We start from the raw sequence: 24,108 nt of genomic DNA, 5'->3' as shown, positions 1-24,108 counted from the left end.
GCCGCCGCCCCTCGCATCGGTTCGACTACACCTTTTTGGGTCGTCCACCCGACGGCCACGGTATGTCTCGCCGCCTCGGCCTCGGCGCGTTCGCCGCCGGACTCCTCGCCGCGGTCCTCTCGTGGCTCGTCCGCGCGACGACCCCGCTTTCCGACCTCGACGTCCCCAACGCCGACCTGCTTCTCTCGACCGGGCTGTCGGCCGCCGCGGTCGCGCTCGTCGCCTACGGCGTCTACCGCTTTCTCGCCGCGTTCCTCGTCGCGCGCATCGCGGACCGCCGCCGCGCCCACGACGTTCGGAACGTCCTGCGACTCGGCGTCGGCGGCGTCGCGCTCGTCGGCGTCCTCGGGGCGTTCACGGACCAGTGGCTCGGCGTGTTGGTCTCCTTCGGCGTCATCGGCTTCGCCGTCACCTTCGCGCTCCAACAGCCGATTCTCTCCTTTATCGGCTGGTTCTACATCCTCGTGAGCCGCCCCTACGCGGTCGGCGACCGCGTCAACATCGGCTCCGTCTCCGGCGACGTCGCCGAGGTCGGCTTCCTCGTCACGACGCTCTGGGAGACCGGCGGCCCCCTCGCGTCGAACCAGCCCTCCGGCCGGACCGTCACCGTCCCGAACTCGCTTGTCCTCTCCTCCGAGGTCGTCAACTACGGCGCGCTGTTCGACCGCGTCTGGACCGAGGTGCCGGTGCAGGTGTCCTACGAGACGGACCTCCCGTTCGTCCGCCAACTCCTCTTGGACGTGGCCGACGAGGAAGTCGGCGACGACATGGACGCCGCGATGGAGCGCTACCGGGACAGGCTCCGCGAGTCGCCGCTGGACCTCGACGTGGCCGACGGCCCGACCGTCAACGTCGCGCAGGAGGAGTCGTGGGTGGTCTTCCGACTCCGCGTGCTCGTCCCGCCGACCCGCGCCCAGCGCGTCAAAAACCGGCTGTACGAGCGCGTCCTCGACCGACTGGGCGACCACCCGGACCGGGTCAGCTTCCCGGTGAGCCGCAACCGCTGAGCGCGGCGCGCGGCGCAGTTTCGGCGGTGGACTCGGCGAGCGCCGCCTCGCTACCGCCCGCCTCGCCCGCCGGCATCGAAACCCGCAAATCCCCCGCGCCCAACGTCGAAGCGATGGAGACGGGTGTCATCGACCTCGCGAGCCTCGACGGAGCGTTCGACCTCCAATCGACGCTGGAGAGCGGCCAGTCGTACCTCTGGGACCGCCCCGACGGCCGGATGTACGAGCGCGACGCGGCCCACGGCGGCGACGCGTGGTACCAGACGGTCGTCCCGCCGCTCGACGGCGTCTCCGACGAGTCGGCCGTCGTCAGGGTGCGGCAGACCGACGGCGCGCTGGAGTGGGAGTCGAACCTCGACGCCGTCCCGCTTCTCACCCACCTGCTCCGCCTCGACGACGACCTCGAGGCCATCCTCTCGGCGATGCCCGACGAACCGCTCGTCCGGCGGGCCTACGAGGCGTATCCGGGGATGCGGCTCGTCCGCGACCCGCCGTTCGGCTGTCTCGTCTCCTTTATCTGCTCGGCGCAGATGCGCGTCTCCCGCATCTTCGGGATGCAGTCGCGGCTCAGAGAGACCTACGGCGAGCGCGTCGAGTTCGACGGCGAGACGTACTTCGCGTACCCGACGCCCGAGCGGCTGGCCGAGGCCACGGAGGCGGAACTGCGCGACCTCAGCCTCGGCTACCGCGCGCCCTACGTCCGGCGGACGGCCGAGATGGTCGCCACCGGCGAGGCGACCCCCGACGAGGCCCGCGGCCGCGACTACGAGGACGCCCGCGACTTCCTGACGACGTTCGTCGGCGTCGGCGACAAGGTCGCGGACTGCGTCCTCTTGTTCTCGCTCGACTACCTCGAAGCCGTCCCGCTCGACACGTGGATTCGGTCGGCCATCGAGGAGCACTACCCCGACTGCGACCGGGGGAACTACGCCGACACCTCGCGGGCCATCCGCGAGCGCCTCGGCGGTCGCTACGCCGGCTACACCCAGACGTACGTGTTTCACTACCTCCGCTCCGGCGGGGAGTGAGCGACGCGTGACGGCGTGGCAAGAAGGTTGATAGCCTTCGGCACACTACCTCATCGTACCCATGGACTGCAGAGTCGTCGTCGAGGCCGCGGTCCCGGTGTACGACGTGGAGACCGTCGACGAGGCGATTCGCATCGCCATCTCGAAGACGGGTGAGATGCTCAATCCCGACCTGAAGTACGTCGAGATTAGCATGGGCGCTCGGACCTCGCCCGGCGGCGAGGAGCTTCCTCCCGCGTTCATCGCCGCGGACGAGGCGCTCGTCGCCCTCGAACTGGAGATGACGGTGTTCAACGTCGAACGGGAGGAACACGCCTCGCGCATCGCCCGCAAGGAGATCGGCCAACGCCTCGAAAACATCCCGCTGAAGGTGCTGTCGGTCGACCGCGTCGACGACGAGTCGGTCGAGACCGACGGCGAGGGCGACACCCGCGCCGAGACCGGCCCGGCGGAGGCCGACGGGACGCTCGTCGACTACGACGACCTCGTCGACGACCGCTGAAGCCGCCGCCGTCGCGTCGCCGCCTCAGTCCCGCCCGCTGTTTCTGCCTGCGCGGAACTCATCCACTGCTTCGACGCGGCAGTCGCTCGGAAGCGTCGTCGTCCGTGAGAGCACGGCGCGGTCGCTCTCGGCTGTAGGGTCGTAGAGGAGAACGCGTTTCTTTTCTCGATTCAGTCGGCTTGCGGTGCGAGCGGCTCTGGTTCGGCCTCGCGCATCGCTCCGGTGATACCTTTCGCCAGTTTAAACACGGCTGCTTTGTGGTCCGTTTTGGACTTGTGGATGGATGTCGGTCGTACGCCGAGTTCGTTGTACTCGACGAGACTGATTTCCTCGTCCTCCCAGGCCTCAATCTGGGTGTGGACTTCTGCGAGCAGACCGTGCAGGTGGATGAGTTCCTGCTTCTTCATGAGCAACCACGGCTTGAGACCGGAGGGATATAGTATTATCTTGAGTCACGTTAGCATCCGACTCCCTTAAACCGGCGATTATGGGGGTCTCAAGGGAAATTTCGTGTTCGAACGTTTGCAATTCGTTTGTTGTTTCGTCCCGTCGATAGCGAGCGTCGGCGGAATCTCACGAGCAGTTTATATAGCTATGGAGGGCGCGCGCCGAGCGCCGGTCGCGCGCGCCGGGGGTCGTGAGAATTTTACGCCGGCGCGCGCGTACTGTCGCGCATGGACTACGACGACCAACTGGACCGCGCGCTCTCGGAGTCGTCGGACGTCGCGGAGGGCGGCGACCGCTTCAGCGTCCCGGAGCCGACGGTCCGACAGGAGGGGAACGTCACGGTCTACGAGAACTTCGCGGCGACCCACGACCGGCTCGCGCGCGAGGCGACGCACGTCCTGAAGTTCTTCCAGACGGAACTGGGAACGAGCGCCCAAATCGACGACCGCGGCCGCGCGCGCTTTACCGGCGAGTTCCGACAGCGCCGCATCGCCGACGCGCTCGACGAGTACGTCGAGTCGTTCGTGCGCTGTAGCGAATGCGGGTCGCCCGACACGAAACTCGTCACGGAACAGGGTGCGAAGGTTCTGAAGTGCGACGCGTGCGGCGCGCTCTCGGCGATTCCCGACATCTAAAAAAACGAGCGTCCGGCGGGGTCTTCCCCGACCGGGAGACGGGCTGTCTCTTTCCTCGCTACTCGAACTGCTTGAGCGTCTGGAGGTCGCGCTCCGTCCGCATGAACTCGGCCGTGCGCCGCGTCGCGCCACAGCCCTGACACGAGTAGTTGTCGCGGTGAGCGGGGAGTTCGTTCGGATTCGTCTCCCAGTCCTTTCCACATTCGGGGCACAAGAGTCGGACGAACGCTTCAACCATACCCCGTATATGCTCCGGGAGCGCGGATAAATGTTGTTACGGGCTGGCACGGGCGAGAAAAAGTACGGGCCACCGACCCACGGAGCGCTTACGCGAACAGGCCGTCTTGGACTTCGAGCAGTTCTTTGTAGCGGTTGCGGATGGTGACTTCGGAGATGTCTGCGACCGTCGAGACTTCGCTTTGGGTCACCTTCTCGTTGGTGAGGAGCGCGGCGGCGTAGACGGCGGCGGCGGCGAGGCCGACCGGCGACTTGCCGGAGTGGACGCCCGTCTCCTTCGCGTCGCGGAGGAGCTGGCGGGCCTGCCGCTCGGACTCGTCGGAGAGGCCGAGCTCGCTGGCGAACCGCGGGACGTACTGCTCGGGGTCGGCGGGCTTGATTTCGAGCTTCAGCTCGCGGACGATGTAGCGGTACGTCCGGGTGAGCTCCATCTTATCGACGCGCGAGACTTTTTCGAGCTCGTCGAGCGAGCGGGGAGTGCTCGCCATCCGGGCCGACGCGTACAGCGCCGCGGTGGCGACGCCCTCGATGGAGCGGCCGGGGAGCAGGTCGTCGTTGAGCGCGCGGCGGTAGATGACCGACGCCGTCTCGCGGACGTTCTCGGGGAGGCCGAGCGCCGACGCCATGCGGTCGATTTCGCCGAGCGCCTGCTTGAGGTTGCGCTCTTTCGAGTCGCGGGTGCGGAACCGCTCGTTCCACGTGCGGAGCCGTTGCATCTGCTCGCGCTGGCGCGGCGAGAGGGACTTGCCGTAGGCGTCTTTGTTCTGCCAGCCGATGTTGGTCGACAGCCCCTTGTCGTGCATCATCTTGGTCGTCGGCGCGCCGACGCGGGACTTGCTGTCGCGCTCGGCGGAGTCGAACGCGCGCCACTCCGGGCCGCGGTCGACGACGGTGTCCTCGACGACGAGACCGCACTCTTCGCAGATGGTCTCGCCGTGTTCCTCGTCGGTGACGAGGTGGCCGCTACACTCGGGGCAGACCTGCGTCTCGTCTCGCTGTTTTTCGTCTCGCTCGGACTCGCGGGAACGGACGTCCCGGGTCTTTGCGTCGGCGCTGTAGGTTCGGGTGGTTGTGGTGTCGCTCATGGTGGGTGGAAGGCGCGGATACGTCTCGGCCGGGAAGACCACAGAAGACGAAAGAATAATCCGGCTTGGACTGGCCTTACCAACAGTAAGTTCGAAAACCTTATAAAGCTTTCGCCTATTCTGTGCGGGTGAATCGCACGATGTAGGCGCTTTGTCGTCATCGAGTCGACGAGAAGCGAGCGTCGGTGTGATTAATCGGGTATGATAGCTCTTTCGTCGCTCAGAGCCAGTGCTCCCGGCGGAAGTAGACGAGCAGGACCACGGAGACGAGCGCCATCCCGAGCATCGTCGCGGGGTAGCCGTAGGCCCAGCCGAGCTCGGGCATGTTGAACGCCGACGCGCCGGGGTCGAAGTTCATGCCGTAGATGCCGACGACGAGCGTCAGCGGGAGGATGATGGTCGCGACGACGGTGAGCGTCTTCATCACCTCGTTCGTCGACTGCGAGAGGGTGTTGAGGTAGATATCCCGCGCGCCGCGCGCGAGGTCGCGGTACGTCTCCGTCAGGTCGACCAACTCGACGAGGTGGTCGTACACGTCGCGGTAGTACTTCTCGGTCGCCTCGCGGACGTAGTCGGGGTCGCCGCGGGCGAGCACCCCGACGGCCTCGCGGGTCGGCCACACCGTCTTTCGGAACGAAAGCAGGTCGCGCCGGACCGCGTTCAGCCCTTCGAGCACCTCCGGGTCCGGCCCCTCGAAGATGCTGTCCTCGATGAGTTCGATTTCCTCGCCGACCTCGTCTAACAACCCGAAGTACTCGTCGACGATGCGGTCGATGACGCGGTAGGCCACGTAGTCCGGCCCGAACCGGAGCATCCGCGGCTCCTCGCGCTCGATGGCGTGCCACACGTGGTTTATCGGCTCCAACTCCCGGCGCGTCAGCGTCACGAGCCAGTCCTCGCCGAAACAGAGTCCCACGGGTCTGGTCTGGACCTCCTCTTCGAACACCTGTTCGCCGACGCGGAGCGTCGCCATTCGGACGAGGACGAACGTGTACTCGTCGTACTCCTCGGTCTTCGGGCGGGCGTCGTTCCGCACGTCCTCGACCGAAAGCGAGTGGATGCCGAACGCCTCGGCGACGCGGTCGAACTCCTCGCCGGTCGTCGCGCGAACCCACGTCGTCCCGTCGGCGTCGCGCGCCGCGTCCAGCGCGGTCTCCTCGTAGGCCGACGCGCCGTCGTCGCGGTAGACGAGCGCCGAAATCACCGCACGTCACCCCCGATGGCCCACAGCGTGATGCCGACCATGACGGCCGTCACCGAGAACGCTCGCCCCGGATAGGCGACGAGCGTCCCGAGGCCGTAGCCGACGACGCCGAGCGCCGTCACCGCGATGCCTGCGGTCCGTACGCGACTCATGGACTCACCGACCCGCGGCGACGAGAAAAAGCCACCCCCCGACAGTTACACTTCGGACGGGTGTTCGACCGACCGAATCAGTTCGAGGACGTTCTCCTCCTCGCCGTCGAGTTGCTGTGGGTACAGCCCGATTGCGACGATGAAGTCCTCGTCGTGCTGGACCTTCGTCACGTGGACGTACACGTCGACTTCCTGCCCGCCGAACCGCGCGGTGGCGCTGTACTTCGTGACGTTGGTCGTCTGGCCGAGCATCTGGACGTTCCGCGAACTGACCTGCTGGACGTCGCTGAGGCCCTGATACCGGTTGTCGACGAGGCGGATGAGGTCGTCGTTCGAGTAGTCGCCGATGGGGTTCCGCGGCTGGCCGGCGACCTCGACCGCGGGCGTCGAGATGACGCTGAACGAGCCGAGCCTGGCCTCGCCGAAGAAGCCGAGGTCCAGCGTCTTCTCGTACGTCGTAATGTGGTTGCTGGCGGCGATTTTGCGCTCCTGTCCGCCGAACGAGAGCGTCCGGTTCACCGCGAACGCCTCGGTCCCGTTGGTCTCGTAGCCGGCGTTCGCGGCGACCGTCGCGTCAGCCGTGGCGGGCTCCGACTCGAATCTCAGCGTCTCCTCGCCCGTCAGAAAGCCGATACAGCCGCTGGTGAGCACGAGCGCGGCGAGCGCGAGCACCGCGACTACGCGTCTGGAACTCATTGCCCCGCCATTTCCCCGCTCCGGGCATAAGTTCGGTGGCCGCCGCGGCGACCGACTCGGCGCGCCCCGAACCGAGCGGTTCGTCGGTTCCGCGTCAGTCGCCGAGGTCACGCGACTCGTTCTCGCGGCGAATCACGCGACCGCTGTAGACGTAGTAAGCGGGCGCGACGAACGGGAGCGCGAACGCCGCACCGAACCAGAGATGCCGCGACGCGCCCCAGTCGATGCCCTGCCCGCGGAGCGACCTGATATCGGCGCGAATCAGCCCCGCGTAGAAGACGTGCGTGACCAGGTAGACCGCGAACGCCGGTTCGGGTCCGATGTACAGCGAGACGGCGGTGAACATGACGAACCCGATGGCGTAGATGACCGGTAGCACCCCGCGGTAGCGGCCGCGGGCCGGGCGCTGTTTCCGCTGGCGCTCGCGCTCGACCGCCGTCCCGCGGCGGTACTCGTCGGTGCTCATGTCGCTACGGTGTGGCCCGTGGGGAAAAAGTGGTTCGCTCAGCCGAGGTACTTGACCTCGACCTCGTGGGGACCGTCGTCCGTCGGGAGCGCGACCGCGTCGCGGAGGTGCTCGCGGACCGCCGAGCGCCACGCTCGAACCGCCTCGGTGTGGCGCTCGTGGTGGGTCTCGACCTCGTACGGGTCCGGCCGAGTCTCGTCGGGCTCCGGATACGCGGGGGCGTCGTCGGCGACGAAGACCCGCGGGTCGAGGTGTATCGGTTCGGGGTCGGCGTAGTCCGACGCCTCGCCGCCGGTGCGGTGAACCCGCGCCCGCATCCGCCCGTAGAACGGCGGGGTGACGCGGAGGACGACTGGGTCGTCGCCCCGGCGGTTCGCCTCGAGGGCGGTCACGAGGTCGTCGGTCGTGACTGCGAGCGAGCGGATGGCGTCCGGGTCGGACGACCCGCGCGCGCCGCTCAATCTCCGACGCGCCGGCGGTTCGTCACCGACGTGGGCCGCAGTTCGCCACTGCACTCGGGGCAGGTCGAACGGTACGACGCGGCGCTCACGGTCGTTTGACACTCACGACAGACGTACGAAGCGCGTTCCATCGAGCATTCGTACGAGACATGGTGTGTTAAAACTTACCACAGCATGCCGCGAGCGCCGACTCGCGCCCGCGGGTCCGTGTCCTTTTACCCGGACGGGGCGCAATCCGCCAGTATGACAGACGCATGGTTCGCCGGCGCGGACCCCGACGACCCCGAATCCGGGGCGACGCGAGTCCGAACGGGCCGCGCCCCCGCCCCCGCAGACTGGCCGGCCGAGGCCGTCGACGCCGGGTTCGCCGCCGACGAGACCGACTACTACGCCAAACTCCGCTCGGCGACGCTCGCCGCCGCCAGCGAGGCCGTCGCGGAGCGCGAGCGCGCCGACGACGTGCAACTCGCCCACGCCGTGCGGGCGATGGACGACGCCGAGCGGACCGCGAACGAACTCGCCGAGCGGGTCGTCGAGTGGGCCGGCACGCTCTACGGGGACGTTCCGCGCGGCCTCGACGGCGTCCGCGACATCGCCGCCCGCGACCCGAAGACCGCCGCCGAGGAGCGCGTCGTCTCCTACGCCACCCGCGCGGTGGACCTGCTCGACGAGCGCGACGACCTCCGGTCGTTCATCGAGGAGCGCGCGCCCACGGCCGCGCCGAACCTCGCCGAGATGGCCGGGCCGGTCCTCGCGGCGCGGCTCATCGCGCTGGCCGGCGGCCTCGAACCCCTCGCCAAGAAACCGAGCGGCACGGTCCAAGTGCTCGGGGCGGAAGACGCCCTGTTCGCGCACCTGAAGGGCCGCGCCACGTCGCCCAAACACGGCGTCATCTTCACCCACGAGTACGTCCGCGGGACGCGTCCGGAAGACCGCGGGTCGGCCGCCCGCGCGTTCGCCGGAAAGCTCGCTATCGCCGCCCGCGTCGACCACTACTCGGGCGACTACCGCCCGGACCTGCACGCCGAACTCGCCGACCGGATGGAGACGATTCGCGCCCGCGCCGACGAGGAGGCGGACGAATGAGCGACGACAGTGGCCTCCCCGACGGCGTCGAACGCCGGACGTTCGGCGGCCGCGAGCGCCTCTCGACGCGGGGCGCACAGGTCTACGGCGAACCCGTCGACGCCGACGGCTGGCGCGCGTGGGACGCCGGGCGCTCGAAGCTCGGCGCGATGCTCGAACTCGGCATGGACACCGGTCTCGTCGGCGGCGAGTCGGTGCTCTACCTCGGGGCCGCCTCGGGGACGACCGTCTCGCACGTCGCCGACTTCGCCGGGCCGACCTACGCCGTGGAGTTCGCGCCGCGGCCCGTCCGCGACCTCGTCGGCGTCGCCGAGGACCGCGACAACCTCTTTCCGCTTTTGAAGGACGCGCGCGACCCCGAGTCCTACGCGCACGTCGTCGAAGCCGGCATCGATTGCCTCGTCATGGACGTGGCGACCCGCGGGCAGGCGACCGTCGCCGCCCGCAACCGACAGTTCCTCGCCGACGACGGGCGGCTCCTGATGGCCGTCAAGGCGCGGAGCGAGGACGTGACCGCCGAGCCGGACGACGTGTTCGACGACGTGGTCGCCGAACTCGACTCGGCCTACGAACTCCTCGAAACCGCCCGTCTCGACCGCTTCCACGCGGACCACCTCGGTATCGTCGCCCGGCCGAAGTAGGTCGTCGCCGCCGGCTGGCACCGCGATTCGCGCGGGCCGCCGCCGGTGTTGGGCGTCCGCGGAACCATTCGGTCGCTGTCACGTCGTCGGATTCGACCGGCGGCGGTCGCGCGACGCGTTCGCCGGCTCCCACGGTGTTTTTAATTCGGCGCAACTTACGCCGTTGCGATGGAACTAGGGTCGGCGGATGCCTTCGACCGAATGGGGACGCTCGGCGTCGAAGAGGAATTCTACATCGTCGATGCCGACGGCCGCCCCACCTCGGGTATCGACGACTTAGTCTACGGACCGGAGCCTCCGGAACCGCTCGCGGGACGGCTCGACCACGAGCTGTTCCAGTTCACTATCGAGACGCAGACGCCGCTCATCGAGGACCCCGACGAGGCCGGCGCGGCCGTCTCGACGGTCCGCGAGGCGCTCGTCGACCACGCCGCGGACCACGGCTACCGCATCGCCGCGGCCGGGCTCCACCCCGCCGCCAAGTGGCGCGAACTCGACCACGCGACCAAACCCCGGTATCAGGCCCAACTCGACCGGATTCAGTATCCGCAACACCGGAACACGACCGCCGGCCTCCACGTCCACGTCGGCGTCGACGACGCGGACAAGGCCGTTTGGGTCGCCAACGAACTCCGCTGGTATCTCTCTCCCCTACTCGCGCTCTCCGCGAACTCCCCCTTCTGGAACGGCTTCGACACCGGCCTCGCCTCCGCCCGCGCCAAGGTGTTCGAGAACCTCCCCAACACCGGCATGCCGACCGCCTTCGAGGACTTCGAGGAGTTCCAGCGCTTCGAGCGCCGGATGGTCGAGTACGGCTCGATAGACGACCGGGGGGAACTCTGGTACGACGTGCGCCCCCACACCGGCCACGGGACGGTCGAAATCCGCACCCCCGACGCCCAGACCGACCCCGAGCGCGTCGCCGACTTCGTCGAGTACGTCCACGCGCTCGTGTTGGACCTCGCCGACCGCTACGAATCGGGCGAGTCGGGAACGTCGGTCCGGCGGGAACTCCTCGACGAGAACAAGTGGCGCGCGACCCGCTACGGCCGGGACACCGACTTCATCGCCCCCGACTCCGAGGGCGTCGTGAGCCTCGACTCGTTCGTCGAAACCGAGTCCGACCGCCTCGGCGTCGACGGCCTCCGGTCGCTTCTCGACGCCGAATCCGGCACCGCCGTCCAGCGCCGGATTCACGAGGAATCCGGGCTCGACGCCCTGTGCGAACACCTGACGCTGGACTGAGTCGCACGCCGACGCGCGACAGGAAACATTTTTTAGCGCCCCTGTTTTGACCTTTGCCGTAGCACAAATGTCTGCGGACCAGAGCACTGAGGGGAGCGCGGAGTCGACGGACGAAGACCACTCGGGCGGCGCGGCCGACTGCGCCGTCTCCGAGTTCGACGACGGGTTGGTGGACCTGCTCGCGTGGATTCTCGACACCGAGACGCGCGCGCGAATCTACGTCCACCTCCGACAGCACCCTCACTCGACGAGCGAGGAAGTCGCCGAGGGGACCGGCCTCTACCCGAGTACGGTTCGGGAGGCGCTGGCCGAACTCGCCGACGACGAGACGGTCGAACGCCGCAAGCGGAAGAGTTCCGGCGCGGGCAACAACCCCTACGAGTACGTCGCCATCGCGCCCAGCGACCTCGTGAAGGGCGTCTCCGGACAGGTGCAGGCGCAGTTGAACGCCGTGTTCAACCTCGACCGACACCTCGGCACCGACCGCACCGACGAGACCGAACCGGTCACGATTACGGTCCGCGAGGAGTAGCCCGGCGACCCGGCTTCTGCGGCGATTCGCGCGAACTCGTAGCCCCCGCTCGGCTCGGGTGTTGGTCCGTTAGGCTAACCCGACCCGCTTAAGTCGCGCCGTACCCACCCCGAGAGTATGCACGTCGCGTTGGGCGGGACGTTCGACCCTGTCCACGATGGACATCTCGCGCTGTTCGAGCGGGCGTTCGAATTGGGTGCTGTCACGGTCGGACTCACGAGCGACGAACTCGCGCCGAAGACGCGACACGTCGACCGCTACGTCCGGCCCTTCGACGACCGCAAGGCGGACCTCGAAGCCGAACTCCGCCCGCTCGCCGAGGAACACGGCCGCGAGTTCGAAATCCGCGAACTCGACAAACCGACCGGCATCGCGACCGAAGAAGGATTCGACGTGCTCATCGTCTCGCCCGAGACGCGGGGCGGCGGCGAGCGCGTCAACGAGATCCGCGAGGAGAAGGGCCTCAAACCCCTCCGTATCGAGGTCGTCGAACACGTCCCCGCCGAGGACGGAAAGCGCATCTCCTCGACGCGCATCGTCTCCGGGGAGATAGACCGCCACGGCAACCTCACGCCCGACCGCGAGGGCCGCGGTCGGACGCCGCCGAGCGACGAATAGTTTTCACGCTCACGGTCGTACTGTCGCCCATGCGACACCCGCTTTTCGCCAGCTTCGCCGTCGGCGTCGTCGCCGCGGTCCTCGTCGGCATCGCCGTCACCGAGGTGGCCGCTCGGTGGGTCTTCTTCTCGCTTTTCGTCGGTATCCCGGCCGGCGTCGTCGCCGGCGTCCTCGCCACCGCGGCGACGTACGCGCTGTTGACTCGCCGGATGGCACCGTCGAACGCCTCGGAGTGAGCGCTACCAACTCGGGGGGCGAAAGCCGGCCTCCCGGAGGAGGTCCTTCCAGCGCTGTTGGATGCTGAGCCGCGAGACGTCCATCGACTCGGCGACGGCGGTCTGCGAGCGCTCCTCGCCGGCGATGAGCGCGCCGGCGTAGAGGCTGGCGGCGGCGACGGCCTTCTTCGAGCGCTCCTCGTCGGGTAACTGCGTGAGAAACATGTCCGAGGCGTACGAGCGGGCCTCGCTACCGAGTTCGAGGCCGTCGGCGGCGGCGTCGATGCGGGCCAGCCACTCCCGGTTGTCTCGCTGGTCTCGGGCGCTGTACATGGTCGTCGTTGCGGCCGCGGGAGCATAATCCCCGCGGCGAGCCCTCGTGACGTTTATATATCGTTGCGGGAAATGTGCGGTCGAAGGGCGAGCGTCGCCCGATTGCGCGCGGGTAGCCAAGTGGCCAAAGGCGCAGCGCTTAGGACGCTGTGGTGTAGACCTTCGCAGGTTCGAACCCTGTCCCGCGCACTGAGCGAACGAAGTGAGCGAGGGAGCAGACAGGTTCGAACCCTACGAGACGAGCACCGCGAGTCTCGGCCCGGTTCGAACCCTGTCCCGCGCATACCGACTCGAACATCGTGAGAGACGTGTATGCAAGCCGAAGGGTTCGAATCAGGGAGCAACGCGGAGCGTTGCGACCGCGGTTCGAACCCTGTCCCGCGCCTTTTCTATCCGACGCGACCCGAATAGCGAAGCCGTGAGCGAGGACGAAAACCGTGGCAGAAGAGTTCGAACCCTACGAGACGAGCACCGCGAGTCTCGGTCCGGTTCGAACCCTGTCCCGCGCACTAAGCGGGTGAAGTGACCGAGGGAGCAGATACGTTCGAACCCCGTCCCCTGTGTCTCCGGATGCTGGTCCCTCCGGGTGAGAAACCGCGATGGCTCGAAGGGGACTGTCAGAAGCTAAAAAACACAGCCTATCGAGTCAGTGGGAGTGGTGGATGCGGAACGTCGTCGTCGGCAGTCATGGTTTTCGCGCCCCAGATTGCGACGATTGCGCCGGCGAGCACGAACCAGAGGCCGTAGTACGCGGGGTCGGGCACCACGATGACTTCGGCGGTGAAGTTCACCCAGCCGTGGAGGACGATGATACCGAGGATGCTCCGCTCCGTGTTGTTGTAAACCCACGTGAACGTGAACGAGAGCGCGACGATGCCGGCCATGAACAGCCAAAACCCCGTGGTCGCGACCCCGACCGAGTCGTGTTGGAACGAGCCCTCGATGAAGAACAGGGGGAGGTGCCAGAGCGCCCAGACGACGCCCAGAACCAGGCTCGCGCTCGCGGCCGACCGCTTCAGTTGGAGCCTGTCGAGCGCGTATCCCCGCCACCCTAACTCTTCGAGAATCGGGGGGAGGGTCGCAAAGAACAGCGTGGGAAGCACGGCCAGCGGGTTCACGCCGAACTCCGTGACGGCTTCGCCCCACGTCGGCCCGGGCCCACCGAGTAGCAAGTCGAGGGCACCGGCGAGAACGCCGACGCCGAGGGGGACGAGGAGAATGACGAGGAGCCATCTGACGCCGACCCGACGGGGGTTACGCACGCGGTTCCAGAAGTCGCTCCGCCCGCGTTCGTCGTAAACGAGAGAGGCGAACGCGATGCCGCTCACGCCGGGGACCGCGAGGCCAACGAGAAGCAACAACAGCCCGACAGCGCTGTCGAACCGAACCCCAAGCGCAATCGCCGGGAGCCAGAAGGCCCAGGTCCCGCCCACGGCGACGGCGAGATACACCCACCAACGTCCGACGAGTCCGGAGGTGTCTGCGGTTCTCTTTTCGGTCCTCAGTTGTGGGTTCGGTACGACCATCTCGCGGTACTATCTGTCGAGTAACCTCATAGTCCAGCGCTATGCTTCCTGAGAACAGAGAAGCGGGCCCGGTAACGGACGAACGCCCGCTGACACAGCTAGCTTCACTTCTGTGGTCCTCACCCAACCCACGCTTAAACACCCCGAATACGTTCGGAGGAAGCCTTACCGTCGCGCCGTCCAACACCCCGACGAATGCCAGCGCAGTCACTCTACGCTCGCCTCGGCGGCCGCGAGGCCGTCGAAGCAGTCGTCTCGGACTTCTACGACCGCGTCCTCGCCGACGACTCGGTCGCCCACTACTTCGACGACATCGACATGGTCGAACAGCGCGCCCATCAGGTCAAGTTCATCAGCGCCGTCGCCGGCGGTCCCGTCGAGTACGACGGGGCCGACATGCGGGCGGCCCACGACCACCTCGACCTCTCCGGTGAGGACTTCGACGCCATCGCCGAACACCTCGCGGCGGCGCTCGACGAGAACGGCGTCGCCCCGGAAGACGCCGATGCGATTCTCGACGAAGTCGCCGCGCTCAGAGCCCCGATTCTGGGGCAGTAAGCTCCGTTCGGCCCCCTTCGGAGAGAATCAGTCGCCGGTTTCGACCGGCCGAATCGCGCACGCCACGCGTCAGACGCGACACAACCCTTTTTCTCACCCGGTGTGTCTCTCCACCAATGGCGGCGTTATCCGAATTATTGGGCGACCTCGTGGCGGACGTCGATGGGCTGTTCCTGTTCACGCCGAGTCACTCCCACTACGAGCAGTTCGCCGAGACGGACGTTCCGACGGTGGTCATCGCGCCGGAGAACACGGTCGAAGCCGAGACGTTCGTGGAACTGCCCCTGCAGTTCCAGAACGTCAAGGACCGCATCCGCTTCGGCGTCGAGGGCGCGATGGAACAGAGCATCGTCGAGGCGGGCGACACCATCGCCTGCAACGTCGGGGTCTTCGGGGGCGACCCCGACACGCTCGTCCGCGTCCGCGTCGAGGAGAACATGCGGTCGGGCATCTACGACCTCTTTGCGAACTCCCGGGCGGACCCGGGCGTCATCCGCGACGTGTTCGAGGTGGCCATCGAACTGGGCAAGAAGGGCCAGAAGGGCGAACCCGTCGGCGCGCTGTTCATCGTCGGCGACGCGGGCAAGGTGATGAACAAGTCCCGGCCGCTTTCGTACAACCCCTTCGAGAAGTCCCACGTCTACGTCGGCGACCCCATCGTCAACGTGATGCTCAAGGAGTTCTCGCGGCTCGACGGCGCGTTCGTCATCTCCGACTCGGGGAAAATCGTCTCGGCGTACCGCTACCTCGAACCTTCGGCGGAGGGCGTCGACATCCCGAAAGGGCTGGGTGCGCGCCACATGGCCGGCGGCGCTATCACCCGCGACACCAACGCCACGGCCATCGTCCTCTCGGAGTCCGACGGGCTCGTCCGGGCGTTCAAGGGCGGCAAGATGATTCTCGAAATCGACCCGGAGGCGTACTGAGATGCCGGGGTTCGCTTCGGCGTCCCTCATCCACTCGTCGGTCGGTCCCGCACCAGCGGCCACAGCCGCGTCAACATCCGCGTCCGCGTCAGCCGTCCCGCTCCAGACGGTCGGCGGCGTCGTCGACGACATCGTTCGAATCGCCGGCGTCCGGTTTCTCGGCGTGCTCGCCATCCTGCTTTTCGGGATACTGCTCGCGTACGTCGCGGGGACGCTCGTCCACCGACTCCTCATTAGCGTCGGCGTACCGGAGGCCATCGAGGGCACGGCGTTCGAGCGGACCGCCCGCGACTTCGAGACCTCGACGGTCGAAATCCTGTCGTGGCTGACGCGGTACTTCGTCCTCGGCATCAGCCTCTTCGCCGCGCTGTCGTTCGCCGGCGTCAACTACGCCGACCGGTTCTGGGGCCTCGTCATCGCCATCCTCCCGCAACTGTTCATCGCCATCCTCGTTCTCATCATCGGCGTCGTCGTCGGCGACAAGGTCGAACTCCTCGTCGCCGAGCGGTTCCGCGCGGTCAAACTCCCGCAGGTGAACCTCCTCCCCGCGCTCGCCAAGTACACCGTCTTCTTTCTCGCCACGCTTGTCGCGCTCTCGCAGGTCGGCGTCGCCACGCTCGCGCTCATCGTCCTCCTCGGAGCGTACCTGCTCGGCCTCATCGTGTTCAGCGCCGTGGCGTTCCGCGACCTGCTTCGCTCGGGCGCGGCGGGGACGTACCTCCTTTTCACCCAACCGTACAGCATCGGCGACGAAATCGTCGTCGGCGACGTCCGCGGCGTGGTACAGGAGTTCGACATGTTCGTCACTCACGTCGAAGCCGAGGAGACGGAGTTCGTCGTGCCGAACGCGCGCGTCCTCAACAAGGGCGTTGGGCGCGTCCGCAGGTAACCCGAACCCGAACCCGAACGCCCACCACCCCGCGAGAAGTCGCTCGTTCGGCCTGACGGCGACCTAACGGCGACCTGACGGGCGACGGTGAGTCGGTCACTCCCCGTCTGCCTCGCCGCCGGACATCGGTCTCGCGGGCACGCCGGCGACCGTCTCGCCGGCGGGCACGTCGCGCGTGACGAGGGAGTTCGCCGCGACCTGCGCGCCCGTGCCGATGCGAACGCCCGGGAGAATGGTCGCCTTCGCGCCGATCATGGCGCGCTCGCCGACGACGACCTCGCCGGTCCGGTACTCGTCCTGCAGGAACTCGTGACAGAGGATGACTGAGTCGTAGCCGATGATGGCGTCGTCTTCGATGGTGATAAGCTCCGGCCAGAACACGTCGGGCGTCGCTTCGAGCCCCCACGAGACGCCCGTCCCGACGGTGACACCGATGCGTCGGAGCGCCCAGTTTCGAAGCTTGAGCGACGGCGCGATGCGCGCGACGAGGACGAACACGTAGTTGAGCATCACGCGCCAGACGGGTTTGGCGTCGGTCCAGTACTGGAGCGAGTTCCGCGGGCCGGGCGTCGGGTGGTGCTGGATTCGGTCGTGTCGGCGGCCCTCTGCGTCCGCCGGTGCGGCATCGTCGTCAGTCACGTCAGTCGATTGGGCCGCGGGGGTAAAAGCGCCCTCGGCGGGGGGCAACGAGCGAACTGGAAAATCGGTCCCGCGGGACCGCTCCCGGCTTACTCGCCGCGGAGTTCGGCCATGTGGTCGATGCGGCGCTGGACGAGCGCCGCCGTGCCGATGTCGTGGCGGATGTGGAAGCCCTCGCCGGCGTCGGCGAGCGCGTCCTCCGCGAGTTCCTCCGCCGCGGCGATGCTGTCGGCGACGCCGACCACGGCGAACGACCGCGAGGTCGTCGTGTACAGGCCGTCCTCGCGGTCGTCGACGCTCGCGTAGAACAGCAGGGCGTCGGCGTCCTCGTCCACCTCGACCGTGATTTCCGCGCCGGCCTCGGGGTCCGTCGGGTAGCCCTCGGGGACGGCGTACTTACAGACCGTCGCGGCCTCGGCGAAGTCGAGTTCGGGGAGCGACTCGCCCTCGCGGGCGGCGGTGAGCACGTCGATGAAGGGCGTTTCGAGGACCGGAAGCGTGTTCATCGCCTCGGGGTCGCCGAAGCGGGCGTTGAACTCGATGACCTTCGGTCCCTCGGTCGTGAGCATGAACTGGCCGTAGAGGATGCCCTTGTACTCCGGGAGCGCCTCGACGACGGCCTCGATGACCTCGACGGCGGCCTCGTAGTCGCCGTCGGCCATGAACGGCAGGGACGGCGTCACGTCGGTGTAACTGCCCATGCCGCCGGTGTTCGGTCCCTCGTCGCCCTCGTAGGCTCGCTTGTGGTCCTGTACGGCGGGGCTGACGCGGAACTCGCCGTCGGCGACGAACGCCTGAATCGTGAACTCCTCGCCGACGAGGCGCTCTTCGAGGACGACCCGCTCGTAGTCGGAGTCGCGGAGGTACGCCTTCGCCTCCTCGGGCGTCACCTGGTCGCCGATGACCTTCACGCCCTTGCCGCCGGTGAGACCCGCGGGCTTGACCGCGAGGTCGCCGTCGTAGTCGTCGATGTAGTCGCAGGCGGCCTCCATGTCGTCGAAGGTGGCGAAGTCGGGGTTGCCCGGAATCTCCTCGTCGCGCATGAACTGCCGCTGGAACGCCTTGTCCGTCTCGATGCGCGCCTCGGCCGCCTGCGGGCCGAAGGTGTAGATACCCGCCTCGTCGAGGGCGTCGGCGACGCCCGCCGCGAGGCCGGACTCGGGGCCGACGATTGCGAGCGTCGCGTCGACGGACTCGGCGTAGGCGACGATGTCCTCGGCGTCGGTCTCCGAAATCGTCTCGAAGCCCTCGGCGAGGGCGGCGATGCCGGGGTTTCGGTTGCTGGCGCAGGCGTACAGGTCGCAGTCGGGGGCCAGCGCGCGGGCAATCGCGTGCTCGCGGCCGCCGCCGCCGACGAGAAGGACGGTCTCGCTCATGGTCGCATACCCTGCGCACGGGAGTGTAAAGATTGCTCTTTATCGCCGACGAAATAGGCACGATTGTGGTTATGTTCGGTCGCCACCGAGGGTGACTCGCTGTCCGGCCCACGCCCCGCGCCGGCCACGACGGCCGTCTCCACGCCGCTTTAGTTGCCGGAGCGCCGACTCCGACGCATGTCCGACCCGGTGGGACGCAACCGACTCGACGAGGAGCAGAGCCCGTACCTCCGCCAGCACGCCGACAACCCGGTCAACTGGCAACCGTGGGACGAGACGGCGCTCGACGCCGCCCGCGAGGCGGACAAACCCATATTCCTCTCGGTCGGCTACTCGGCGTGCCACTGGTGTCACGTCATGGCCGACGAGAGCTTCTCGGACCCCGACATCGCCGAGGTGCTCAACGAACAGTTCGTCCCCGTCAAAGTCGACCGCGAGGAGCGCCCCGACCTCGACCGCATCTACCAGACCATCTGCCAGCTCGTCACCGGCGGCGGCGGGTGGCCGCTTTCCGTCTGGCTCACGCCCGAGGGCAAGCCCTTCTTCGTCGGCACGTACTTCCCGCCGGAACCCCGCCGCGGCGCGCCCGGCTTCCGCGACCTCGTCGAGAGCTTCGCCGAGTCGTGGCGGACCGACCGCGACGAGATAGAGAACCGCGCCGAGCAGTGGACGAGCGCCATCACCGACCGACTGGAGGAGACGCCCGACGTGGCCGGCGAGGCCCCCGGCTCGGAGGTACTCGACACCACCGTGCAGGCCGCGCTCCGCGGCGCTGACCGCGACCACGGCGGCTTCGGCGGCGACGGACCGAAGTTCCCCCAACCCGGTCGCATCGACGCCCTGCTCCGCGGCTACGCCGTCTCCGGCCGCCACGAGGCGCTCGACGTGGCGCGACAGAGCCTCGACGCGATGGCCAACGGCGGTCTCCGCGACCACCTCGGCGGCGGCTTCCACCGCTACTGCGTCGACCGCGAGTGGACCGTCCCGCACTTCGAGAAGATGCTGTACGACCAGGCCGGCCTCGCCGCCCGGTACCTCGACGCCGCGCGACTCACCGGCAACGAGTCCTATGCGACCGTCGCCGCCGAGACGTTCGAGTTCGTCCGCCGCGAACTCACCCACGACGACGGCGGCCTCTTCGCCACGCTCGACGCCCAGTCCGGCGGCGAGGAGGGCACCTTCTACGTCTGGACGCCCGACGACGTGCGCGGTCTCCTCCCCGAACTCGACGCCGACCTGTTTTGCGACCGCTACGGCGTCACCCCCGGCGGCAACTTCGAGAACAAGACGACCGTCCTGAACGTCTCGGCGACGACCGCCGACCTCGCCGACGAGTACGACCTCGACGAGTCCGAGGTCGAAGACCGGCTCGAAAAGGCCCGGAAGGCGCTGTTCGCCGCCCGCGAGGGCCGCGAGCGCCCCGCCCGCGACGAGAAGGTGCTCGCCGGCTGGAACGGCCTGATGATTTCGGCGTTCGCGCAGGGGGCGGTCGTCCTCGAAGACGACTCGCTCGCTGACGACGCCCGCCGCGCCCTCGACTTCGTGCGCGAGCGCCTCTGGGACGACGAGACCGCGACGCTCTCGCGGCGCGTGATGAACGGCGAGGTGAAAGGCGACGGCTACCTCGAAGACTACGCCTTCCTCGCGCGCGGCGCGTTCGACCTCTATCAGGCGACCGGCGATCTCGCGCCGCTCTCGTTCGCGCTCGACCTCGCGCGGGCGACCCGCCGGGAGTTCTACGACGCCGACGCGGGGACGCTCTACTTCACCCCCGAGAGCGGCGAGTCGCTCGTCACCCGCCCGCAGGAGCCGACCGACCAGTCCACGCCGTCGAGCCTCGGCGTCGCCACGTCGCTGTTCTTGGACCTCGAACAGTTCGCGCCCGAAGACGGCTTCGGCGAGGTCGCCGACGCGGTCCTCGGGTCGTTCGCCAACCGCGTCCGCGGCAGTCCGCTCGAACACGTCTCGCTCGCGCTCGCCGCCGAGAAGGCCGCAAGCGGCGTCCCCGAACTCACCATCGCCGCCGACGAGGTGCCCGACGAGTGGCGCGAGACGCTCGCCTCGCGATACCTCCCCGGCCTCGTCGTCTCCCGTCGCCCCGGCACCGACGAGGAACTCGACGCGTGGCTGGACGAACTCGGACTCGACGAGGCCCCGCCAATCTGGGCCGGCCGCGAGGCGGCCGACGGCGACCCCACCGTCTACGCCTGCGAGAACTTCACCTGCTCCGCGCCGACCCACGACCTCGACGAGGCGCTGGCGTGGTTCACGGCGGGCGACGCGGGCGCGGGCGACGACAACTAAGCTGGTCCCCCGACTCAGAGTCGCGTCCCGTCGTACCGCCGCCGCAACGACCGCACCGTGTTTGCGACTCGCTCGGCGCGCTCGCGGGTCACACACGGGACGACTTTCTCTCCCATCGGCGTGTCGAAGACGAGCGTCGTTCCGTCGACGACGTCGAGACGGCGCGCCGAGAGCGCGGAACAGTACGTCAGACTCGTCTTCCGGTCCAGCGTCGATTGCACGATTGCCGTGGTTTCGAAGCGGTAGGCGTGGTCGTCGGTCTCCCAGCGCTCGTGGACCGTCGACGCCGCGAACACACCGACTCGGTCGGTGAGCAGGTCCCGAATCGACGCCACGGCCGCCTCGGGGAGCGGCGGCGACTCGCCCCAGAGCATCGACTCGTGGGGAATCGCCACGAGCAGTTCGTCGCCGCGCTCGTCGAGGAGCGCGAGGCGAAATACGAAGTTCTCCCCGACCATCGTCGTCGCGGCGTCGAGAAGCGCGAACAGCGCGTCCTCGCCGTCGCGGTCGAGAGAGAAGACGCGGGTCCCGTCGTCCGGGCGCTTGGGGTCGAGTGCTTCGACGGTTGTGAGCGCCTCGAAACATCGCTCGATGTCGTCTTCACCGTACGCTCCGTCGAGACAGCTCTCGTCGAGTTCCACCCGAACCGCGCTTGCGACGGGGACGGCTTCGGAGAACACCGGAACGAGGTCGCGGCGGTAGTCGTCGCTGTCGAGGAGATAGTGCCGCGGTTCGTCACCGTCGTCCGGGCGCTCACCCGCGTCCCCACCGCGTTTCTCAGGCATCTTCCGACTCCCGCGACAACTGCGCTCGTCGCATCGCATCGCCGTACCCGCGGGTGTCGTATCACGGTTTCGGCGGATTCGATTGAATCGGGGGATTCGACTGTGTGGGCGGATTGGGTGAGTTCGAGAAAACGAAAAACCGGAACAGACGCTCAGTTCGAGAGCCGCTCTGCGAGGTAGGCCGCAATCGGAACGTCTTCTTCCTCCACGAAGCGGGCGACCTCCTCGCCGTCGCGTTCGACGACGACCGTCGGGATGAGTTCGATGTCGTACGCCTCGACGAGCGGGCCGACCTTCGAGCCGTCGTCGGCCTTCTCGACGGGGTAGTGGTCGATTCGCTCGGCGGGGACGCCGGCGGCGTCGAGCGCCGCCGCGAAGTCGGGGAGCTGTCCGCGGCAGTCGCCGCACCAGTCGCCGCCCCAGACCTTGAACGTGTACTCCTCGGCCGCGAGGGCGTCGACCACGTCGGGGTACGAGGCCGCGTCCCACGCGGGGTTCGGTTGCATCGTTTCGAGCGTCTCGGCTTCAGCCATGACAGGGCGTACCGGCCGCGCGGATTTAACGGGTGCGCTCGCGGCGGGGCTCGCCGTCCGCGCGCGGCGGTGTCTCTCCCTGAGACGGTGGCCGTATCGTCCGCCTCCGCCAGTCGTTTAGTGTCCCGCCGTCAACGGAGGGTCGATGGACGACAGTATCCTCGACGCTATCGGGTCGCCGCTGGTCCGCGTCGACTCCCCCGAGGGGTCGACGGTCGCGGCGAAGATAGAGTCGAAGAACCCGGGCGGGTCGGCGAAGGACCGCCCCGCGCTGGCGATGGTCGAGGCGGCCGAGGAGGCGGGCGACATCTCGCCGGGCGACCACCTCGTCGAACCCACGTCCGGGAACACCGGTATCGGACTCGCCGTCGTCGCGGCGGCGAAGGGCTACGACCTCACAATCGTCATGCCGGACTCGATGTCGCCCGAGCGCCGCGAAATCATGCGCGCCTACGGGGCGACCATCGAACTCGTCGACGGCGACATCTCCGCCGCGAAGGACCGCGCCGACGAACTCGAAGCTGAGGGCATGTACCAACTCCGGCAGTTCGAGAACCCCGCGAATCCCGAGGCGCACTACCGGACGACCGCCGAGGAGATTCTCGAACAGGTGGGCGACCGCCGCATCGACGCCTTCGTCGCCGGCATCGGCACCGGCGGCACGATTTCGGGCAACGGCCGCCGCCTCGTCGAGGAGTTCCCCTCGATGCGCGTCGTCGGGGTCGAACCCGCCGAGAGCGCCGTCCTCTCGGGTCACGAGGTCGGAAACAACGACTTCCAGGGGATGGGGCCGGGCTTCGTCAGCCCCAACCTCGACACCGACCTCCTCGACGACGTGGAAATCGTCGAACTCGCCGACGCCGAGGCCGAGTGTCGCCGCCTCGCCCGCGAGGAGGGCATCCTCGCCGGCCAGTCGTCCGGCGCGTCGCTCCTCGCGGCCAAGCGCGTCGCAGAGCGACTCGCCGACCCCGAGGCCGACGAGGAAGACCAACCGCTCGTCGTGACCGTCTTCTGGGACTCCGGCGAGCGCTACATGTCGACCGGGATGTTCGACGCCGAGGAATAGCGGTCCAGAGCGGCTTTTCGCCGGTCGCCTCGCTTACCGACCGAACTCGTCTTCCGCGACTCTGACGACGAGCGTTCGCTCGACGTCTCTGAGGTCGTAGTCGGGCACCGAGCCGTCGACGCGCGTCACGTACATCGGCTCGACGAGGCGGCCCTCTTCGACGCCGTAGATGGCGAGGTGGTCGCCGGTGTCTTCGGGCTGGACCTTCCCGTCTCGAATCTGTCGGGCGAGGTCGCGGGAGAGCCACTCGTCGGCCGAGACGGAGGGCTCGCGGACCAGAGAGAAGTCGGCGAACCGGACGAGATACCAGTTGAGGTCGTTGAGAAGCGAGACGGCCGCGCCGAGGCTCACCGTGTCGACCGAAAGCGAGTTGTCGAACGGTTCGGAGATGTCGTAGGTCGAGAGCGCCGCGCGCGCGGTGTCGCGCGACAGCAGTTCGTACTGGAGGTGGACGTCCTCCGCGCCGACGATACAGACCTGCGTCACGTCGAGAGGGAGGGACCGGACTCGGTAAAGCGGTTCCGGTACTCAGGCGGTCGATTCCCACTCGGCGGCGCAGGACTCGTCGCAGAAGACGAGGCGCTCGCGTTCGAGGGTTATCTTCCCGGGCTTGTCGATGTCCCGTTCGAGGAGGACCTGATAGTGGGGTTCGCTCAGGTCGACGCGGGCGTGACACGCCGCGCAGCGCTCGACGGTGTCGCTCCAGTCGGTCTGCGACGCCCGATGGCTGACGCGCCACTCGGGGCCGGAGTGTCCGCGACCGGGACGCGATGTTTTCGACATGGGAGAACCCTAGCGCTCACGGTAAATAAAGCCATTTTTGTGCGATTGTTCATTCGAAACGGTCCTAAACAGTCGCCTATTCGTGACTATGGTTGTCGTTTGCACGGTTCGTGTGTGCTCCGGTATCGCACCC

The 24,108-nt window shown here is 67.9% G+C and carries 32 protein-coding genes and 1 tRNA gene; 16 read left to right on the top strand and 17 right to left on the bottom strand.

The features are described from left to right. The first annotated feature begins 62 nt into the window (after positions 1 to 62). From C441_RS06810 to C441_RS06800, 3 genes are all read left to right on the top strand, one after another. Positions 63 to 1,007, top strand: coding sequence for a mechanosensitive ion channel family protein (locus C441_RS06810; RefSeq protein WP_007274448.1), 945 nt, complete (start codon positions 63 to 65; stop codon positions 1,005 to 1,007). 113 nt (positions 1,008 to 1,120) lie between these two features. Next, positions 1,121 to 2,035, top strand: a complete 915-nt coding sequence (locus C441_RS06805) for a DNA-3-methyladenine glycosylase family protein (RefSeq protein ID WP_007274447.1) — start codon at positions 1,121 to 1,123, stop codon at positions 2,033 to 2,035. Between the two features lie 61 nt (positions 2,036 to 2,096). Then, positions 2,097 to 2,537, top strand: a complete 441-nt coding sequence (locus C441_RS06800; protein WP_007274446.1) for a DUF555 domain-containing protein — start codon at positions 2,097 to 2,099, stop codon at positions 2,535 to 2,537. Between the two features lie 170 nt (positions 2,538 to 2,707). Here the strand turns inward: C441_RS06800 and C441_RS06795 are convergent, their stop codons facing one another. Then, on the bottom strand, positions 2,708 to 2,944 hold the full coding sequence (locus C441_RS06795) for a UPF0058 family protein (protein ID WP_004041569.1): 237 nt from the start codon (positions 2,942 to 2,944) through the stop codon (positions 2,708 to 2,710). 267 nt (positions 2,945 to 3,211) lie between these two features. On the opposite strand from C441_RS06795, the gene C441_RS06790 reads away from it, so the two are divergent. Further along, positions 3,212 to 3,619, top strand: a complete 408-nt coding sequence (locus tag C441_RS06790; protein WP_004970574.1) for a translation initiation factor IF-2 subunit beta — start codon at positions 3,212 to 3,214, stop codon at positions 3,617 to 3,619. Between the two features lie 58 nt (positions 3,620 to 3,677). Here the strand turns inward: C441_RS06790 and C441_RS06785 are convergent, their stop codons facing one another. The 8 genes from C441_RS06785 to C441_RS20625 form a co-directional block, all read right to left on the bottom strand. Then, positions 3,678 to 3,857: a DUF7836 family putative zinc-binding protein gene (locus tag C441_RS06785; protein WP_004970575.1), complete on the bottom strand. Its 180-nt coding sequence runs from the start codon at positions 3,855 to 3,857 to the stop codon at positions 3,678 to 3,680. A gap of 88 nt (positions 3,858 to 3,945) precedes the next feature. Further along, a complete protein-coding gene (locus C441_RS06780) occupies positions 3,946 to 4,941 on the bottom strand; it encodes a transcription initiation factor IIB (protein WP_007274445.1) in 996 nt (331 codons plus the stop codon). A 220-nt stretch (positions 4,942 to 5,161) separates the two neighbouring features. After that, positions 5,162 to 6,145 carry a magnesium/cobalt transporter CorA gene (gene corA / locus C441_RS06775; RefSeq protein WP_007274444.1) on the bottom strand — a complete coding sequence of 328 codons (984 nt, stop codon included), beginning with the start codon at positions 6,143 to 6,145 and terminating at the stop codon, positions 5,162 to 5,164. Then, positions 6,142 to 6,297: a hypothetical protein gene (locus C441_RS19865; RefSeq protein WP_007274443.1), complete on the bottom strand. Its 156-nt coding sequence runs from the start codon at positions 6,295 to 6,297 to the stop codon at positions 6,142 to 6,144. The genes corA and C441_RS19865 overlap by 4 nt, the downstream gene beginning before the upstream one ends. Before the next feature lie 45 nt (positions 6,298 to 6,342). After that, positions 6,343 to 6,969 (bottom strand): DUF6517 family protein, encoded by a 627-nt coding sequence (locus C441_RS06770; RefSeq protein ID WP_007274442.1) that lies wholly within the window; start codon positions 6,967 to 6,969, stop codon positions 6,343 to 6,345. Positions 6,970 to 7,087: 118 nt separating this feature from the next. Beyond that, complete coding sequence (locus C441_RS06765; protein ID WP_007274441.1) at positions 7,088 to 7,459, bottom strand: hypothetical protein; 372 nt, start codon at positions 7,457 to 7,459, stop codon at positions 7,088 to 7,090. A 38-nt stretch (positions 7,460 to 7,497) separates the two neighbouring features. Then, complete coding sequence (locus tag C441_RS06760; RefSeq protein ID WP_007274440.1) at positions 7,498 to 7,920, bottom strand: hypothetical protein; 423 nt, start codon at positions 7,918 to 7,920, stop codon at positions 7,498 to 7,500. After that, entirely contained in the window at positions 7,917 to 8,051 is a 135-nt protein-coding gene (locus C441_RS20625; protein WP_152420716.1) for a rubrerythrin-like domain-containing protein, read from the bottom strand. Before C441_RS20625 ends, C441_RS06760 begins: the two co-directional genes overlap by 4 nt. 112 nt (positions 8,052 to 8,163) lie before the next feature. Between C441_RS20625 and C441_RS06755 the strand changes: the two genes are divergently transcribed. The 6 genes from C441_RS06755 (at position 8,164) to C441_RS06730 (ending at position 12,278) form a co-directional block, all read left to right on the top strand. After that, positions 8,164 to 9,006: an NOP5/NOP56 family protein gene (locus C441_RS06755; protein ID WP_007274439.1), complete on the top strand. Its 843-nt coding sequence runs from the start codon at positions 8,164 to 8,166 to the stop codon at positions 9,004 to 9,006. Further along, positions 9,003 to 9,647: a fibrillarin-like rRNA/tRNA 2'-O-methyltransferase gene (locus C441_RS06750; RefSeq protein WP_007274438.1), complete on the top strand. Its 645-nt coding sequence runs from the start codon at positions 9,003 to 9,005 to the stop codon at positions 9,645 to 9,647. The genes C441_RS06755 and C441_RS06750 overlap by 4 nt, the downstream gene beginning before the upstream one ends. A gap of 168 nt (positions 9,648 to 9,815) precedes the next feature. Then, positions 9,816 to 10,892 carry a glutamate--cysteine ligase gene (locus C441_RS06745; RefSeq protein WP_007274437.1) on the top strand — a complete coding sequence of 359 codons (1,077 nt, stop codon included), beginning with the start codon at positions 9,816 to 9,818 and terminating at the stop codon, positions 10,890 to 10,892. Between the two features lie 67 nt (positions 10,893 to 10,959). Next, positions 10,960 to 11,424 carry a winged helix-turn-helix domain-containing protein gene (locus C441_RS06740; RefSeq protein ID WP_004970585.1) on the top strand — a complete coding sequence of 155 codons (465 nt, stop codon included), beginning with the start codon at positions 10,960 to 10,962 and terminating at the stop codon, positions 11,422 to 11,424. Positions 11,425 to 11,541: 117 nt separating this feature from the next. Continuing rightward, positions 11,542 to 12,042 (top strand): phosphopantetheine adenylyltransferase, encoded by a 501-nt coding sequence (locus tag C441_RS06735; RefSeq protein ID WP_007274436.1) that lies wholly within the window; start codon positions 11,542 to 11,544, stop codon positions 12,040 to 12,042. A 29-nt stretch (positions 12,043 to 12,071) separates the two neighbouring features. Next, complete coding sequence (locus C441_RS06730; protein ID WP_007274435.1) at positions 12,072 to 12,278, top strand: hypothetical protein; 207 nt, start codon at positions 12,072 to 12,074, stop codon at positions 12,276 to 12,278. A gap of 3 nt (positions 12,279 to 12,281) precedes the next feature. Here C441_RS06730 and C441_RS06725 read toward each other — a convergent pair whose 3' ends face one another. Further along, positions 12,282 to 12,590: a transcription factor tfiib repeat-containing protein gene (locus C441_RS06725; RefSeq protein WP_004063163.1), complete on the bottom strand. Its 309-nt coding sequence runs from the start codon at positions 12,588 to 12,590 to the stop codon at positions 12,282 to 12,284. Positions 12,591 to 12,696: 106 nt separating this feature from the next. Here C441_RS06725 and C441_RS06720 point away from each other — a divergent pair. Continuing rightward, positions 12,697 to 12,779: transfer RNA gene (locus C441_RS06720), tRNA-Leu, on the top strand. 449 nt (positions 12,780 to 13,228) lie between these two features. On the opposite strand, the gene C441_RS06715 is transcribed toward C441_RS06720, so the two are convergent. After that, a complete protein-coding gene (locus C441_RS06715) occupies positions 13,229 to 14,041 on the bottom strand; it encodes a type II CAAX endopeptidase family protein (RefSeq protein ID WP_007274434.1) in 813 nt (270 codons plus the stop codon). Positions 14,042 to 14,311: 270 nt separating this feature from the next. On the opposite strand from C441_RS06715, the gene C441_RS06710 reads away from it, so the two are divergent. The 3 genes from C441_RS06710 to C441_RS06700 all read left to right on the top strand — a co-directional run bounded on the left by C441_RS06710 (position 14,312) and on the right by C441_RS06700 (position 16,489). Next, entirely contained in the window at positions 14,312 to 14,674 is a 363-nt protein-coding gene (locus tag C441_RS06710) for a group I truncated hemoglobin (protein WP_007274433.1), read from the top strand. Between the two features lie 116 nt (positions 14,675 to 14,790). Continuing rightward, positions 14,791 to 15,600 (top strand): diadenylate cyclase, encoded by an 810-nt coding sequence (dacZ, locus tag C441_RS06705; RefSeq protein ID WP_007274432.1) that lies wholly within the window; start codon positions 14,791 to 14,793, stop codon positions 15,598 to 15,600. 1 nt (position 15,601) lies between these two features. Beyond that, positions 15,602 to 16,489, top strand: coding sequence for a mechanosensitive ion channel family protein (locus C441_RS06700; RefSeq protein ID WP_007274431.1), 888 nt, complete (start codon positions 15,602 to 15,604; stop codon positions 16,487 to 16,489). Between the two features lie 96 nt (positions 16,490 to 16,585). Here C441_RS06700 and C441_RS06695 read toward each other — a convergent pair whose 3' ends face one another. Together C441_RS06695 and purD are read right to left on the bottom strand one after the other, a co-directional pair. Continuing rightward, positions 16,586 to 17,128: an acyltransferase gene (locus tag C441_RS06695; protein WP_007274430.1), complete on the bottom strand. Its 543-nt coding sequence runs from the start codon at positions 17,126 to 17,128 to the stop codon at positions 16,586 to 16,588. Positions 17,129 to 17,217: 89 nt separating this feature from the next. Then, complete coding sequence (purD, locus tag C441_RS06690; protein WP_007274429.1) at positions 17,218 to 18,504, bottom strand: phosphoribosylamine--glycine ligase; 1,287 nt, start codon at positions 18,502 to 18,504, stop codon at positions 17,218 to 17,220. A gap of 177 nt (positions 18,505 to 18,681) precedes the next feature. Between purD and C441_RS06685 the strand changes: the two genes are divergently transcribed. Further along, positions 18,682 to 20,808 (top strand): thioredoxin domain-containing protein, encoded by a 2,127-nt coding sequence (locus C441_RS06685; RefSeq protein WP_007274428.1) that lies wholly within the window; start codon positions 18,682 to 18,684, stop codon positions 20,806 to 20,808. 14 nt (positions 20,809 to 20,822) lie between these two features. Here the strand turns inward: C441_RS06685 and C441_RS06680 are convergent, their stop codons facing one another. Together C441_RS06680 and C441_RS06675 are read right to left on the bottom strand one after the other, a co-directional pair. After that, positions 20,823 to 21,593, bottom strand: a complete 771-nt coding sequence (locus tag C441_RS06680; protein WP_007274427.1) for a hypothetical protein — start codon at positions 21,591 to 21,593, stop codon at positions 20,823 to 20,825. Between the two features lie 152 nt (positions 21,594 to 21,745). After that, complete coding sequence (locus C441_RS06675; RefSeq protein ID WP_007274426.1) at positions 21,746 to 22,126, bottom strand: thioredoxin family protein; 381 nt, start codon at positions 22,124 to 22,126, stop codon at positions 21,746 to 21,748. Between the two features lie 145 nt (positions 22,127 to 22,271). Between C441_RS06675 and C441_RS06670 the strand changes: the two genes are divergently transcribed. Next, entirely contained in the window at positions 22,272 to 23,192 is a 921-nt protein-coding gene (locus tag C441_RS06670; protein WP_007274425.1) for a PLP-dependent cysteine synthase family protein, read from the top strand. 33 nt (positions 23,193 to 23,225) lie between these two features. Here C441_RS06670 and C441_RS06665 read toward each other — a convergent pair whose 3' ends face one another. Together C441_RS06665 and C441_RS06660 are read right to left on the bottom strand one after the other, a co-directional pair. Next, positions 23,226 to 23,678, bottom strand: coding sequence for a DUF5804 family protein (locus C441_RS06665; protein WP_007274424.1), 453 nt, complete (start codon positions 23,676 to 23,678; stop codon positions 23,226 to 23,228). 42 nt (positions 23,679 to 23,720) lie between these two features. Next, on the bottom strand, positions 23,721 to 23,975 hold the full coding sequence (locus tag C441_RS06660) for a hypothetical protein (RefSeq protein WP_007274423.1): 255 nt from the start codon (positions 23,973 to 23,975) through the stop codon (positions 23,721 to 23,723). Positions 23,976 to 24,108: the final 133 nt, after the last annotated feature.

Source organism: Haloferax sulfurifontis ATCC BAA-897, from assembly GCF_000337835.1.
Taxonomy (GTDB): Archaea; Halobacteriota; Halobacteria; order Halobacteriales; family Haloferacaceae; genus Haloferax; species Haloferax denitrificans.
This window is presented reverse-complemented; position numbering and strand designations above follow the sequence as displayed.

What these genes read in the sequence shown, in the direction of transcription:
- C441_RS19865 (WP_007274443.1), bottom strand. Translation starts at nt 6,297, where the DNA reads ATGAGTCGCGTACGGACCGCAGGCATCGCGGTGACGGCGCTCGGCGTC.
- C441_RS06795 (WP_004041569.1), bottom strand. Translation starts at nt 2,944, where the DNA reads ATGAAGAAGCAGGAACTCATCCACCTGCACGGTCTGCTCGCAGAAGTC.
- C441_RS06790 (WP_004970574.1), top strand. Translation starts at nt 3,212, where the DNA reads ATGGACTACGACGACCAACTGGACCGCGCGCTCTCGGAGTCGTCGGAC.
- C441_RS06755 (WP_007274439.1), top strand. Translation starts at nt 8,164, where the DNA reads ATGACAGACGCATGGTTCGCCGGCGCGGACCCCGACGACCCCGAATCC.
- C441_RS06800 (WP_007274446.1), top strand. Translation starts at nt 2,097, where the DNA reads ATGGACTGCAGAGTCGTCGTCGAGGCCGCGGTCCCGGTGTACGACGTG.
- C441_RS06660 (WP_007274423.1), bottom strand. Translation starts at nt 23,975, where the DNA reads ATGTCGAAAACATCGCGTCCCGGTCGCGGACACTCCGGCCCCGAGTGG.
- C441_RS06805 (WP_007274447.1), top strand. Translation starts at nt 1,121, where the DNA reads ATGGAGACGGGTGTCATCGACCTCGCGAGCCTCGACGGAGCGTTCGAC.
- C441_RS06730 (WP_007274435.1), top strand. Translation starts at nt 12,072, where the DNA reads ATGCGACACCCGCTTTTCGCCAGCTTCGCCGTCGGCGTCGTCGCCGCG.
- C441_RS06725 (WP_004063163.1), bottom strand. Translation starts at nt 12,590, where the DNA reads ATGTACAGCGCCCGAGACCAGCGAGACAACCGGGAGTGGCTGGCCCGC.
- C441_RS06675 (WP_007274426.1), bottom strand. Translation starts at nt 22,126, where the DNA reads ATGGCTGAAGCCGAGACGCTCGAAACGATGCAACCGAACCCCGCGTGG.
- C441_RS06740 (WP_004970585.1), top strand. Translation starts at nt 10,960, where the DNA reads ATGTCTGCGGACCAGAGCACTGAGGGGAGCGCGGAGTCGACGGACGAA.
- C441_RS06750 (WP_007274438.1), top strand. Translation starts at nt 9,003, where the DNA reads ATGAGCGACGACAGTGGCCTCCCCGACGGCGTCGAACGCCGGACGTTC.
- C441_RS06670 (WP_007274425.1), top strand. Translation starts at nt 22,272, where the DNA reads ATGGACGACAGTATCCTCGACGCTATCGGGTCGCCGCTGGTCCGCGTC.
- C441_RS06735 (WP_007274436.1), top strand. Translation starts at nt 11,542, where the DNA reads ATGCACGTCGCGTTGGGCGGGACGTTCGACCCTGTCCACGATGGACAT.
- C441_RS06745 (WP_007274437.1), top strand. Translation starts at nt 9,816, where the DNA reads ATGGAACTAGGGTCGGCGGATGCCTTCGACCGAATGGGGACGCTCGGC.
- dacZ (WP_007274432.1), top strand. Translation starts at nt 14,791, where the DNA reads ATGGCGGCGTTATCCGAATTATTGGGCGACCTCGTGGCGGACGTCGAT.
- C441_RS06780 (WP_007274445.1), bottom strand. Translation starts at nt 4,941, where the DNA reads ATGAGCGACACCACAACCACCCGAACCTACAGCGCCGACGCAAAGACC.
- C441_RS06710 (WP_007274433.1), top strand. Translation starts at nt 14,312, where the DNA reads ATGCCAGCGCAGTCACTCTACGCTCGCCTCGGCGGCCGCGAGGCCGTC.
- C441_RS06785 (WP_004970575.1), bottom strand. Translation starts at nt 3,857, where the DNA reads ATGGTTGAAGCGTTCGTCCGACTCTTGTGCCCCGAATGTGGAAAGGAC.
- C441_RS20625 (WP_152420716.1), bottom strand. Translation starts at nt 8,051, where the DNA reads ATGGAACGCGCTTCGTACGTCTGTCGTGAGTGTCAAACGACCGTGAGC.
- C441_RS06765 (WP_007274441.1), bottom strand. Translation starts at nt 7,459, where the DNA reads ATGAGCACCGACGAGTACCGCCGCGGGACGGCGGTCGAGCGCGAGCGC.
- C441_RS06685 (WP_007274428.1), top strand. Translation starts at nt 18,682, where the DNA reads ATGTCCGACCCGGTGGGACGCAACCGACTCGACGAGGAGCAGAGCCCG.
- C441_RS06810 (WP_007274448.1), top strand. Translation starts at nt 63, where the DNA reads ATGTCTCGCCGCCTCGGCCTCGGCGCGTTCGCCGCCGGACTCCTCGCC.
- purD (WP_007274429.1), bottom strand. Translation starts at nt 18,504, where the DNA reads ATGAGCGAGACCGTCCTTCTCGTCGGCGGCGGCGGCCGCGAGCACGCG.
- C441_RS06680 (WP_007274427.1), bottom strand. Translation starts at nt 21,593, where the DNA reads ATGCCTGAGAAACGCGGTGGGGACGCGGGTGAGCGCCCGGACGACGGT.
- C441_RS06700 (WP_007274431.1), top strand. Translation starts at nt 15,602, where the DNA reads ATGCCGGGGTTCGCTTCGGCGTCCCTCATCCACTCGTCGGTCGGTCCC.